Consider the following 12,535-nt stretch of genomic DNA (forward strand, 5'->3'; position numbering starts at 1 on the left):
CGGATGCGGGTGCAGATCGGATCGGTCGGGTCGGGAGGGTCCGGAGGGTCGGGAGGGTCCGGAGGGCCTGGAGGGCCTGGAGGGTCCGGAGGGTCGGTCGGAGCCGTCGGGGCGGCCCTGCGTCTCGCCGAGAGCGTCCTGTTGGCGCCCGGCCAGCGGCGCGCGCGCCGCAACGCGTGGGCGGCGGTGTGCGAGAACCGGCGCCACGCGGCGGACCGGGTGCAGGCGGCGAGCGCCCCGGACACGGCCGGGCCGAACCACCGCTGACCAGGCACGGAGCAGGCACCCGGGTCACGGTTCGGACGAACGGGCACCCGGGCTTGGATATCCCGTGCCCGTGCCACGTACCATGAGCGTTATGGCGAGGGAAACATCCGAGAACCCCGGGCGGCTCAAGCAGATCCGCCAGGCGTACAAAATGACCAAAGAGGTCGATCCGAAGATCGGCCTGATCATCGCCGGCATCGGTCTGCTGACCTTCGGCGTGTTCCTCGCCATCGGCTTCGCGATCGACCACCCGATCTACCTGGGCATCCTCGGGTTCATCGTGGCCGTGCTGACCGTGGCGATCGTCTTCGGCCGCCGCGCCGAACGTGCCGCCTTCGGGCGCATGGAGGGCCAGCCGGGCGCCGTCGCGGCCGTGCTGAGCAACATCCGGCGCGGCTGGAGCTCCAACACCACCCCGGTCGCGGTCACCCGCAACCAGGACGCGGTCTACCGCGCGGTGGGCCGGGCGGGCATCGCGCTGATCGGCGAGGGCAACCCCAACCGGGTGCGCCAGCTGCTGGCCTCCGAGAAGAAGAAGATGGCCCGCATCGTCGGCGACATCCCCGTCCACGACATCGTGGTGGGCACCGGCGAGGGCGAGATCCCGCTCAAGAAGCTCCAGATCCACCTGATGCGCCTGCCGCGCGCCATCACCGCCACCCAGGTCACCGAGACCAACGACCGGCTGCGCGCGCTGGGCGACCTGCTCTCCAAGGCGCCGATCCCCAAGGGCCCGATGCCCAAGGGCGCCCGGATGCCCAAGGGCGGCCAGGTCCGCTGACCCCTCACCCCCATCCGACTGCTACGACGAAGGGCCCCGCCGAGGATCTCGGCGGGGCCCTTCGTCTCGTGTCCGCGAGCGGCCTATCTCCGCGAGCGGCCTACGAGCGGTCTACGTGTTGCGGGGCTCAGATCCGGACCTCGACGGTGCCGACGGCCTTGTCGTGCAGACCGCGGGTGTCGCGGTCCCAGACCAGCGGCGGGACGACCAGGCAGAGCAGCACGGTGCGCAGCAGCACCTGCGGGATGGTCGCGCGCTGCCCGTCCAGCCGGACGACCCGCAGGCCGAACAGCCGCTTGCCGACGGTCGTGCCGACCGTGGAGAGCAGGACGGCGGTGACGACGAAGAACAGCGGGGTGGTCCACAGGTTGGCGTGGCCCGCGTCGCCCTTGGCGATCAGGCCGTACGAGATCATCGAGACCAGCCAGCCGTCGACGACCAGCGCACCGATCCTGCGGCCCGGTCCGGCGACGGAGCCGGGGCCCTCCTTCGGCAGGCCGAGGCGCTCGCCCCGGTGACCGAAGTCGGCGCCCATCTTCTCGGCGGCGGCTTTGGGGCCGTCGATCCACGATCCCAACGCTTCTCTGGTGTCCACGAATCCACACTAACCGGGCTCACACCGCGGCCGGGCATCGGCTCCCCCGCGTCGACCTCGCGTCGGCCTCTGCTCGACCTCGCGTCGGCCCCTGCTCGGCTCCTCCTCGGCGTGGCGCCCTCTCCACGCGCGGGTGAATCGCGATCGCGCGGCTGACGGGGCCCGCGAAGTGGTCCAGACCACTTTGTAAAGGACTCCCAGGTGGGCAGGGCGATTTGCCCGATCCCGTACGCCTTTGCCACCCACTCGGCGGACGTGGTTAACATCTAGGAAACGAACGGGTCACCGGCCGGAAACGACCCGTTCCTAGGGTGAGCCCCAATTCGCGAGCCGAGGAGGATGGATGTTCAACAACGCCGCCGAAGTGAAGCAGTACATCCAGGACAATGACGTCAAGTTCGTCGACGTGAGGTTCTGTGACCTGCCGGGCGTCCTGCAGCACTTCTCCGTACCCGCGGCGACCTTCGACCCGTCCGAGACCCTGATGTTCGACGGTTCGTCGATCCGCGGCTTCCAGGCCATCCACGAGTCCGACATGGCCCTCGTCCCGGACCTCGCCACCGCCCGCCTCGACCCCTTCCGGGCGGAGAAGCACCTCAATATCAACTTCTTCATCCAGGACCCGGTCACCGGCGAGGCGTACAGCCGCGACCCGCGCAACGTCGCCAAGAAGGCCGAGGCGTACCTCGCCTCCTCCGGCATCGCCGACACCGCGTTCTTCGGGCCCGAGGCCGAGTTCTACGTCTTCGACTCGGTGCGCTTCGACACCAGCGCCAACGCGTCGTTCTACCACATCGACTCGGAGGCCGGCGCCTGGAACAGCGGCGCCGCCGAGGGCGACGCGCGCGGCTACAAGGTCAAGTACAAGGGCGGGTACTTCCCCGTCCCGCCGGTGGACCACTTCGCCGACCTGCGCGCCGAGATGTCCCTGGAGCTGGCCAAGGCCGGCCTGCAGGTCGAGCGCCAGCACCACGAGGTCGGCACGGCCGGGCAGGCCGAGATCAACTACAAGTTCAACACCCTGCTGCACGCGGCCGACGACCTGATGCTGTTCAAGTACATCATCAAGAACGTCGCCTGGCGGGCGGGCAAGACCGCCACCTTCATGCCGAAGCCGATCTTCGGCGACAACGGCTCGGGCATGCACGTCCACCAGTCCCTGTGGACCGAGGGCTCCCCGCTCTTCTACGACGAGCAGGGCTACGCGGGCCTCTCCGACACCGCCCGCTACTACATCGGGGGCCTCCTGCGCCACGCCCCCTCGCTGCTGGCCTTCACCAACCCCTCGGTGAACTCCTACCACCGACTGGTCCCGGGCTTCGAGGCGCCCGTCAACCTGGTCTACTCCCAGCGCAACCGCTCCGCCGCGATCCGCATCCCGATCACCGGCTCCAACGCCAAGGCCAAGCGCATCGAGTTCCGCGCCCCCGACCCGTCCTCCAACCCCTACCTGGCCTTCTCCGCCATGCTGATGGCCGGCCTCGACGGCATCCGCAACAAGATCGAGCCGCTCGAGCCCGTCGACAAGGACCTCTACGAGCTCGCCCCCGAGGAGCACGCCAACGTCCCCCAGGTCCCGTCCTCCCTCCCCGCCGTCCTGGAGGCCCTCGAGGCCGACCACGAGTACCTCCTCGCCGGCAACGTCTTCACCCCGGACCTGATCGAGACCTGGATCGACTTCAAGCGCACCAACGAGATCGCCCCCATCGCCCTGCGCCCCCACCCGCACGAGTTCGAGCTGTACTACGACCTCTGATCGGAACCGCAACGCCCGCACCACGTCGACCGGTCGGTCGGCGTGGTGCGGGCGTTGCGGCGGTCGGGCTAGTCGGGGGTGAGGGCGAGGATGGCGAGGTCGTCGGCGAGGAGGCCCGCGAAGGTGTGGACGTCCTGGGCGAGGAAGGAGACGACGCGGTCGGGGGTGGCGGGGCCGAGGGCGGCGAGGCGGGCGGTGAGGGGGTAGAAGGCGCCGGCGGCGTCGCGGGCCTCGCTGACACCGTCGGTGTAGAGCAGGACGGTGTGGCCCGGGGGCAGGGCGACGGCGGTGGGCTTGCCGGCGTCGGCGGGGCCGAGGTGGGCGAGGCCGAGGGGGAGTTCGTCGGCGCAGGAGACCGGGGAGATGGTGCCGTCGGCGAGGAGCAGCGGGGTGGTATGGCCGCGATTGACGATCTCCACGCAGTCGGAGCCGGGCAGGTACTGGAGCAGGACGGCGGTGGCGAACAGCTCGTCGTCGCCGCGGTCGGCGGCGTCGCGCAGGACGGCGCGGTCCAGCTGGTCGGCGAGGTCGACCAGCCCTGGGGTGTCGTGCGCGGCCGCGCGGAAGGCGCCGAGCACGTCGGCGACCGTACGGACGGCGCCGAGGCCCTTGCCGCGGACGTCGCCGAGCAGGACGCGCACGCCGTAGCGGGTGTCGCAGACCTCGTACAGGTCCCCTCCGACCAGCACCTCGGCCTGGGCGGGGCGGTAGAGGCCGGCGACCCGCAGGCCCCCGGCCCGGTCGGGGACGGGGCGCAGGACGGTGCGCTGGAGGGTCTCGGCGACGGTGCGGGCCTGGAGCAGGGTGCGGTTCTGGCGGGTGCGCTGCCAGGCCAGGGCGGTGCCCATCACGCCGGAGAGCAGGGTGGCGATGTAGACCCAGACGTGGTGCTGCTCGTCGATGTGGCCGGCGCGCAGTGCGAGCAGGACCTGCAGGGCCAGGGCGCCGCCGGTGGTGGCGGCGGTGAGCACCGGGCCGTAGCTGAACGCGGCGACCACGGGCAGGGCGGTGAGCAGGAAGCCCGCGGCGACGGCGTCGGGGACGAGGGCCTCGGCGGCCAGGTCGAGCACCAGCAGCACCACCGGCAGCCAGAGCACCCACCGCGGCGTCGGGGGCTGCTCGACCGCGGGGCCCGGCGGGCGGGGTGCTGCGGGCACGGTGGGACCTCCTGCCCGACCGTTCCGGGAGGATCCGGCCGGATCAACCGGTTCGTCCCTCCATGCTCCCCCACGCCGAAGAGGAGGGCGAGGCCGTTGCCGAGCAGGTCGGTGGCGGTCCCGGGCCCGGGCGGCGGCGGGTCGGTAGGGTTGACGGTATGAAGATCTGGATCAACCCCCGGTGCGGCAAGTCCCGTGCGGCGCTCAAGGAGCTCGACGCGGCCGGGATGAAGTACACCGTGCGGCGTTATCTGGAGGACCCGCCGAGCGCCGGCGAGCTGGAGGAGGTGCTGGAGCGCCTGGGCCTGGAGCCCTGGGACATCACCCGCCTCGACGAGCCGGCCGCCAAGGAACTCGAGATGAGGCAGTGGACCAGGGAGCCCGCCGACCGGGCCCGCTGGATCGCCGCGATGGCCGAGCACCCGGTGCTGATCCAGCGGCCGATCATCACCACGGACGACGGCCACGCCGTGGTCGCCCGGACCCCCGAGGTCCTGAGGACCGTCCTGCCGTAGTCGCACGGCCAGGGGCACCGGCGGTCGGGCGGCTGTCGGTGCCCGGTGCCCGGTGCCCGGGCGGCTGTCGGTGCCCGGTGCCCGGGTGCCACACTGGCCGGGTGACGACCACGAGCACCACGTACATCGCGTTCCTGCGGGCGATCAACGTCGGCGGCCGGACGGTGAGGATGGAGCGACTGCGCGCTCTCTTCACCGAGCTGGGGCTCGGCGGCGTCCGCTCGTACATCCAGACCGGCAACGTCTTCTTCACCACCGACGAGCCGGACCGCGCCGCGCTGACCGCCCGGATCGAGGCGCACCTGGAGGCCGGGCTCGGCTACCCGGTGCCGGTGCTGCTGCGCACGGTCGACGAGGTGGCCGACCTGCTGGCCGCCGAGCCGTTCCGGGGCGTGGAGGTGACGCCGGACGTGCGGCTGGTGATCGCCTTCCTCTCCGAACCGCTGCCCGCGGACCTCCCCGTGCCGCGCCGCTCCCCGAAGGGCGACGTCGAGGTGATCGGCGCCGACGCGGGGGCCGCGTACCTCGTCGTGCACCTCAAGGACGGCAAGTGGGTCACGAAGGAGTTCCTCGACAAGTCGTACAAGGGGTCCGTCACCTCGCGGTTCCTGCACACCACGGAGAAGATCCTCGCCGCCGCCCGCAAGGGGTGATCGAGGAACCGGGCGGTCCGGCGCGGCGTCTGTCGCTCAGTGACGTACACCCCCGGCCGCCGGCCCGCGGCGCTCCCCGCGCTCCCCGCGCTGTCCTGCTCTCCGTACTCTCTGGACACCCCGAACAGGCCGAGCGGACAATCGGGCCATGACGTCTCCTGAGTCCCACACGGGCCGCCTGCGGCCGTCCGACGCCGAACGGGACCAGGCGATCGACGCGTTGAAGGACGGCGCGGGCAGCGGGCGGCTCTCCCACGACACCTTCCTGGGCCGGATGGACCTCGCCCTGCGGGCCGAGAGCCGGGGCGAGCTGGAAGCCGTACTGGCCGGGCTGCCGACCGGCGGGCCGGTGGAGCGCGCTGTGCTGCGGACGGTCGGCCGGGTCTCCGCCTTCGGCGGCCGGCTGAACCGGGCCTGGCGCACCGAGCGGCTGCCCGGGCTGGCCCTGCCGCAGGCGGGCGCCGGGCAGTTGACGATCGGTCGCATCCCGGGGTCGGCGCTGCGGCTGCACCACCCGTCCGTCTCCCGCCACCACGCCGAGCTGCGGCACGAGAGCGTCGGCTGGGTGCTGTACGACCTGGGCTCGACCAACGGGACGTACGTCAACGGGCGCCGGATCGCGGGGGCCGTGCTCGTACGGCCGGGCGACCAGGTGCGGTTCGGCAACCTGGAGTTCCGGCTCGAGGCGGGCTGACCCTGCGGTTCAGCGGGTTCAGCGGGTTCAACTGATTCAACGGGTTCAGCCGGTTCAGCCGGTTCAGCCGGTCAAGTGGGCTCAGCCGGTTCAGTGGGGGAACTGGCGGCGCGGGCGCTGCGCGGGCAGCTCGTCCTGGAACTCCGCGATGACGGTGGCGATCTGGCGCATCAGCACCGTGCGCTCCAGCCGCTCCAGGTACAGGTTCCGGGCGGCCAGCGCCTCGACGGTGACGCCGAAGTAGAGCGTCATCAGCGGGTTGATGAAGAGCTGCTCCCCCTTCGTCCGCTCGGTGAAGCGCACGTCGCCGAACTCACCGCGCAGCGCCGCCGCCACCGAGCCGTTGACGATGCTGGGGTGCTCGGGGAACGCGGCCCTGGCGTGCTCGACGGCGTCCAGGTAGAGCGCGCCCTCGCGGCTGTCGCGCGGGACGGAGAAGGCACCCAGGTAGCCGCCGGCCCGGTCGAGGGCGGCGAGGTTCTCCAGCACCAGGGAGTGGTTGACGCCGTGGTGGGCGTCGATGCCGAACCCCAGGCAGGCGACCAGCCGTTCGGGCACCTCGGTCAGGCCGGCGACGGCGGCGAGGCTGGCCATGTCCTCCTCGGGAGTGCCGAGGCCCATCTCGTCGCCGCGCATCAGGATGTCGGTGCCGCCGTCCACCAGCAGCAGCGCGTCCACGCCGCCCAGGTGGTCGAGCAGCCGTCGGTACGCCTCGCGCAGCGGCTGCACGCCGGTGGTCGGGAAGGCCCACACCGTGTCGGGCATGCCGTGCAGGTGCAGCCAGCGGGCGAGGGTGCGCTCGGGGAAGTAGCCGTCGGGCGCGGGGGTTTCGGGCCCGATCCGGGCCAGGTCGGGCTCCTGCCAGACCTCGCCGGGCAGGCCGTAGAGGTGGGTGAAGGAGAGGTTGGCGAGGTGGACCTCCTTGCCGGCCGCGCGCAGCGCCAGCGCGATCGGCAGCCCGGCGTACACGTCGAAGCCTCCGCCGGCCCCGGCGATCAGGACGCGGTCGGCGGCCAGCAGCCGGGTGAGCAGCGGAGGTTGCAGCAGCGAGGTCATCCGGCGGACGGTAGCACCGCCGGGTCGGCGTACGGCGGTCAGGGCCAGCGGTCAGCGGTCAGCGGTTGACGTGCAGTTCGGCGAAGTGGTCCTCCTTGTCGGACTTGCGCAGCTGTAGGCATTCCCTGGCCCGGCCCGGAGCCGCACGGTGGTCGTGACCCCGAGGTCCATTGGCCCGATCCCTTGGAGGGAAAGGAGAGTTGACGGTTCGACAGCTACTCGACGCATATGCCAGGGGGATCTGCCACGCGCGTAGAACGGCGGGCCGCGAAAAGGCCCCCCGGTCAGTCCGTGGCCGGGCCCGGGAAACCGAACAGGTCGGACGGGAGGCTGGGAAGGCCGGGGTTGTCGGCGAGGCCGGGGTGCTCCGGGAGGTCAGGGTGGTCGGCGAGGTCGGAAGCCACGGGAGTGCCCCACAGCCGCGCGGTGCAGCGCTGGTACGTGGCCCGCCAGTGCGACCAGTTGCGCGCCACGTCGTCGTCGCACTCGGCCAGCAGCTGCTCGACCCGCGCCTCGTCCACGCCGTCCAGCAGCCAGGCCAGCGCGTCCGGCGCGCCCGGCCCCTCCGCCGAGGACAGCAGGTCCAGCAGCTCGCCGAGGCTCCCGACGCGCGAGCCCTCGCTGAACACGTTCTCCATGCGGGGCAGCAGCTGCCGCTCCTCGATCCGCAGGTGGGTCTCCAGGCGGGCGGCCAGGTCCTCCATGGCGTACGCGACGGGCCAGGCGCTGCCGGTGTCCCGGGTGGCGATCCGCACGAGGGTGGTGACCCGGGTGAAGGAGTGGTCCAGCCCGTGGTGGTCGTCCTCCAGCCAGTTGAGCAGCAGTCTCAGCTCGGGCGCGAAGCGGCGCACGATCGGCCAGATCCGGGTGTCCTGCTGCTCGTGGTGGCAGGTGAGCATCGCGGTCATGAAGTTCCAGTGCCGCAGCAGCGCCTCGCCCTGGTCCTCCTCCCCGGGCTGGAGCAGCCGCAGGGCGTTGGGCAGCCGGGCGAGGTCGCGGCGCAGCGCGGCGTGCACCAGCCGCAGCCCGGCGAACCGGAAGGTGACCGGTTCCTCGTCGGTGTCGAGTCCGTACGCGGTCACGGCCCGGGCGTCGGCCCCGGAGGCCCCGGACTGCGCCTGCTCGGGCACGGACGGGGACGGCTGGGGCAGCAGGTGGATCGGCATGGGACTCTCTTCACGACTGGCGGGCGGATGGGGCGTCGGCCGGGTGAGGCGGCCCCATCCAAGGTGCTCGAAGTCGATCAGAAGGGAATCAATGTCCGATTGACGCGCAGGTCACGGGCCCTTCCGGGCCTTCGGCACGGACCTCGGTGCCGGATGCGCGAAGACCCGCGACGCCGGGGCGCCGCGGGTCTTCGAGGGTCTTCGAGGGGTCTTCGAGGGTCGTTCGGGGGTGCTTCCGGAAGCGGCCGGGATCACTCCGAGGCCGGCCCCGCCAGGTTCGCGGTCAGCCAGACCAGCGTGTCCGGGATCATCTTCTTGAAGTCCGAGGTCAGGTGCTTGCCGCCCGGCTGCTCGTAGTAGGTGATGCTCACCGGGGCGACGGCCTTCTTCACCCAGTTCGTGACGATGTTCTTCTCGTACCCGTTGGCGCCGCCCGCGGTGACGTACATCTTCACGTCGGCCTTGCCCTGGGTGACCAGGATGTCGGGGTTGTTGGCCGCCTTCTCGGCGTCGTGGCCCTTCCAGAGCCCGGAGTCCGGGATGAAGTAGCCGTCGATCGGCACCGCGGCCTTGTAGACGTCCGGGTACTGCAGGGCGAGCTTCGCGCTGCAGAAGCCGCCGGTGGAGGCGCCCATCACGCCCCAGCCGTCGCGGCCCTTCACGGTGCGGAAGTTGGCGCGGACGAAGTCGGGGATGTCCTGGGCCATCCACGTGGCCATCTTGGCCTGGCCCGGGATGTCGGAGCAGTCCAGCGCGTTCTTCTCGTCGCCGTTGAAGTTCTGCACCGGCATGATCATGATGAACGGATGGGCCTTGCCCTCCTTGACCAGCTTCTCGTTCTCCTCCTGGATCGGCAGCTGGTTGTCGGTCCAGGTGTTGTAGCCGTTGCTCTGGCCGCCGGCGAAGAGGGTCAGCACCGGGAAACCGGTCTTGGCGTACTTGGGGTCGTTGTACTCGGGCGGCAGCCAGACCCAGACCTGGCCGCTGACGCCGGACTTCGCCCCGGTGACCTTGGTCAGGAAGATCGGGCCGGCGCCGGTGTCCCGGACCTTGCTGAGGCTCGCGGCCGGACCGGTCGGCATCAGCACCTTCCCGCCGCCGGCCGGGGCGGTGGTGGTGCCGGTCGGGGTGCCCGGGGCGGTCGTGGCGGAGGCGTCGCCGGCCGGAGTGGTGGCCGCCGGGGTGCCGTCCGCCTTGGCGCTGTCCCCCTTACCGCCGTCCGAACCGCCGCATGCCGCGAGCGCGGCGGCCAGGACGAGCGTGACGGCACCGGTCAGGACGGCACGGGAACGGGACGACTGGCTAAGCACGGTGAGGACTCTCCGACCGATGTCACACCCGGTCCGTCTGACCGGGTGGTGGCCCCCCGGTGGGGCCGGACAGGCTCGGGGGCGCGGCGCTGGTGCGGCCCCGGAGCGGCGGTGCGCCGTCCCTCCTGGGGGCGAACCTTCCTGCGATCTTATGACGTGGGTCGGGGTGGCCCGGTTGCGAGGTGGCCACCGTGAATCCAATGTTTGTTCGCGATCAGGTAAAGATCTTCACCGTGCCCGCCACCCTGCGGGGGTCGGACGGCGGGGGTCGGACGGCGGGGCGCGCCGACCCCCGCCCGGGGCTCACCGGTTCACGGCCGCCAGGTGTCCCCGAGCGTGACCGTTCCCGTGCCGGGGACGGTCGCCGTGCGGTTGGCCCCCGACTCCCAGGTGACCGCGCCGCTCGCGTCCTTGCGCACGTACTTGTACTGGAAGGACGTGCCGGCGGGCAGCGAGAGCGTCAACGACCAGACCGGGTAGCCGGAGGAGGACATCGGCAGCGCCTTGGCCGGGTCCCAGCCGCCGAGCGCGGCGGCGTCGCCGACCACGTAGACGTTCTGGCCGGGCGAGGTGGTCGCGTTGACGTTGAACGAGGCGCCGGAGACGCTCGCCGCGGACTGGACGTACAGCGCGACCGCGTCGCCCGCGCCGACCGTCGCGGTGAACTTCCCGTCGGCCCCGACCTGGTACGTCGGCCCGGTGCAGCCGCCGCCCGCCTGCGGGTCACCGTGCTGGACGTCACAGTACGTCCCGGCCGGCAGGCCCGTCTGGAAGGTCTGGGTGATCGCGCCCGCCTCGTGGTTGATCGCGACGTAGCCCTTGTTGCCGCGCCCGAAGGCGATCGCGTTGTTGCCGTTGGACCACCAGTTGGTCACCCCGGTGCCCGCGACGGCGTTGCGGAAGCCGACCATGTTGGCGACCTGCCGCCAGGCGTGGGTGCAGTTCCAGCCGTCCTGGTAGCAGGCGTTCACGGTGCCGCCGAGCGGCGGGCCGTCGTCCTTGTTGGTGAAGCTGTAGCCCGAGTAGATGTTGGGCGAGCCGTAGGTGGAGGCCAGCAGGAAGACGTTGGCCAGCGTGTAGGTGTTGCCGTAGGTGTAGTTGAGGGTGGAGCCGTTGCGCTCGGTGTCCCAGTTGTCGAGGAAGCTGCGGGCCTGGTTGCTCGGCAGGTAGCCCCAGGAGGCGCCCCAGGTGCTCAGGCTCGCCAGCTTGTCGGCGGTGAAGATCCGCTTGAGGTCGGTGCCGACGCGGAACTCGTCCACGTCCCCGTTGCCGGTGTACTCGGAGGGCTGGATCGGCTCCCCGGCGCCGTAGATGACCTCCTGCACCCAGTAGGCGTTGGGGTTGGCCATCTGGGCCTTGATCGCGGCGAGGTCGGAGGCGGCTATGTGCTTGGCGGCGTCGATGCGGTAGCCGTCGACGCCGAGGGTGGCGAGGTCGTCCAGGTAGTGCGCGACGGTGGTGCGGACGTACGCGCTGCCGGTGTCCAGGTCGGCGAGGTTCACCAGCTCGCAGGTCTGCACGTTGGTGCGGTCCTGGTAGTTGCTGATCGCCTGCCGGCAGGAGTGGAAGTCCTGGTCCTGGTAGTAGCCGGGGTAGTTGTACTTGCTGTAGACCGTGCCGCCGGTGCCCGTGCCGGAACCGGCCGACATGTGGTTGACCACCGCGTCGGCGATCACCTTGACCCCGGCCGCGTGGCAGGTGTCGACCATGTTCTTGAAGGACGTACGGTCGCCGAGCCGCCCGGCGATCCTGTAGCCGACCGGCTGGTAGGAGGTCCACCACTGCGGGCCCTGGATGTGCTCCTGAGGCGGGGAGACCTCGACGAAGCCGTAGCCCTTGGGGCCGAGGGTGGAGGTGCACGCCTGGGCGACGGAGTCGAAGCGCCACTCGAAGAGGGTGGCGGTGACGTCCTTGCCGTTGTTCGCCGGAGGGGCGGCCTGGGCTGGGGTGGGGGCGCCGAGCGAGGTGCCGAGTGAGAGCGCGAGCGCCGCGGAAGCGGCGAGCGCGCCGGCCCTGCGGGCAGGCCGGCGCGTGGGGGCGGTGGTGACCACGTCGTCTCCATGGGGGGTGGCTGGGGGGTGGGGCAGCCGGGGAACTGCAGGAAGTTTCTGTAACTTGCTGGAAACTTTCAGAGAACGTAGGGCCGACGACGGAGCGGGGTCAAGGGGTAGGACAGTAACGTTTCCGCAGGCGGGAGACGGTTCGCCCACGACAGGCCGCAACGGACAAGGGCCCGGCGGCCGTAGCCGCCGGGCCCCTCACCTGTCCTTCTCGGTCACCGGTACCTCACCGGTGCCTCACCGGTGCGCGTCAGCCGTCATGCGGCCTCAGCTGGTCTGGATCGAGGTGTCGTCGATCACGAAGCTCGTCTGCAGCGAGGAGTCCTCGACGCCGTTGAACTTCAGGGTGACCGTCTGGCCCGCGTAAGACGAGAGGTCGAAGGTGCGCTGCTGGTAGCCCGCGGCCGCGTCGACGTTGGAGTACGTCTTCAGCGTGGTGCCGTTGACGGAGACCGTCAGCTTGTCGTACGCGGTGGTGCCCGTCTCGGCGGTGTCGATGTGCAGCCAGAAGCTCAGCGTCGCCTT

Annotated in this window: 11 protein-coding genes and 1 pseudogene; 5 read left to right on the forward strand and 7 right to left on the reverse strand. The window is 71.2% G+C overall.

What is annotated here, in order from left to right; translation table 11 throughout:
• The first annotated feature begins 358 nt into the window (after positions 1-358).
• On the forward strand, positions 359-1,048 hold the full coding sequence (locus IH61_RS0135285; protein WP_031077573.1) for a DUF4191 domain-containing protein: 690 nt from the start codon (positions 359-361) through the stop codon (positions 1,046-1,048).
• Positions 1,049-1,175: 127 nt separating this feature from the next.
• Here the strand turns inward: IH61_RS0135285 and IH61_RS0135290 are convergent, their stop codons facing one another.
• Complete coding sequence (locus IH61_RS0135290; protein WP_031077575.1) at positions 1,176-1,643, reverse strand: RDD family protein; 468 nt, start codon at positions 1,641-1,643, stop codon at positions 1,176-1,178.
• A 343-nt stretch (positions 1,644-1,986) separates the two neighbouring features.
• Here IH61_RS0135290 and glnA point away from each other — a divergent pair, with 343 nt between their 5' ends.
• Entirely contained in the window at positions 1,987-3,399 is a 1,413-nt protein-coding gene (glnA, locus tag IH61_RS0135295) for a type I glutamate--ammonia ligase (RefSeq protein ID WP_031077577.1), read from the forward strand.
• Between the two features lie 68 nt (positions 3,400-3,467).
• Here the strand turns inward: glnA and IH61_RS0135300 are convergent, their stop codons facing one another.
• The gene (locus IH61_RS0135300; protein WP_051838584.1) at positions 3,468-4,556 is read right to left on the reverse strand and encodes a PP2C family protein-serine/threonine phosphatase; all 1,089 of its coding nucleotides are present in this window, start codon (positions 4,554-4,556) and stop codon (positions 3,468-3,470) included.
• Positions 4,557-4,714: 158 nt separating this feature from the next.
• Here IH61_RS0135300 and IH61_RS0135305 point away from each other — a divergent pair, with 158 nt between their 5' ends.
• From IH61_RS0135305 to IH61_RS0135315, 3 genes are all read left to right on the forward strand, one after another.
• Positions 4,715-5,071, forward strand: coding sequence for an arsenate reductase family protein (locus IH61_RS0135305; RefSeq protein WP_031077580.1), 357 nt, complete (start codon positions 4,715-4,717; stop codon positions 5,069-5,071).
• 101 nt (positions 5,072-5,172) lie between these two features.
• A complete protein-coding gene (locus IH61_RS0135310) occupies positions 5,173-5,724 on the forward strand; it encodes a DUF1697 domain-containing protein (RefSeq protein WP_031077582.1) in 552 nt (183 codons plus the stop codon).
• 148 nt (positions 5,725-5,872) lie between these two features.
• The gene (locus IH61_RS0135315) at positions 5,873-6,418 is read left to right on the forward strand and encodes a DUF1707 and FHA domain-containing protein (protein WP_031077583.1); all 546 of its coding nucleotides are present in this window, start codon (positions 5,873-5,875) and stop codon (positions 6,416-6,418) included.
• 90 nt (positions 6,419-6,508) lie between these two features.
• Here the strand turns inward: IH61_RS0135315 and IH61_RS0135320 are convergent, their stop codons facing one another.
• The 5 genes and pseudogenes from IH61_RS0135320 to IH61_RS0135340 all read right to left on the reverse strand — a co-directional run.
• Positions 6,509-7,474 (reverse strand): DUF1152 domain-containing protein, encoded by a 966-nt coding sequence (locus IH61_RS0135320; protein ID WP_031077585.1) that lies wholly within the window; start codon positions 7,472-7,474, stop codon positions 6,509-6,511.
• A gap of 284 nt (positions 7,475-7,758) precedes the next feature.
• Positions 7,759-8,640: a hemerythrin domain-containing protein gene (locus IH61_RS0135325; protein ID WP_031077586.1), complete on the reverse strand. Its 882-nt coding sequence runs from the start codon at positions 8,638-8,640 to the stop codon at positions 7,759-7,761.
• A gap of 251 nt (positions 8,641-8,891) precedes the next feature.
• Positions 8,892-9,950 carry an alpha/beta hydrolase gene (locus tag IH61_RS0135330; protein ID WP_234327474.1) on the reverse strand — a complete coding sequence of 353 codons (1,059 nt, stop codon included), beginning with the start codon at positions 9,948-9,950 and terminating at the stop codon, positions 8,892-8,894.
• A 311-nt stretch (positions 9,951-10,261) separates the two neighbouring features.
• Positions 10,262-12,001 (reverse strand): carbohydrate-binding module family 20 domain-containing protein, encoded by a 1,740-nt coding sequence (locus IH61_RS0135335; RefSeq protein ID WP_031077591.1) that lies wholly within the window; start codon positions 11,999-12,001, stop codon positions 10,262-10,264.
• Between the two features lie 276 nt (positions 12,002-12,277).
• Positions 12,278-12,535: pseudogene (locus IH61_RS0135340) on the reverse strand (hypothetical protein); the annotation flags it as partial.

The organism is Streptomyces sp. NRRL WC-3742, from assembly GCF_000720635.1.
Lineage (GTDB): Bacteria > Actinomycetota > Actinomycetes > Streptomycetales > Streptomycetaceae > Kitasatospora.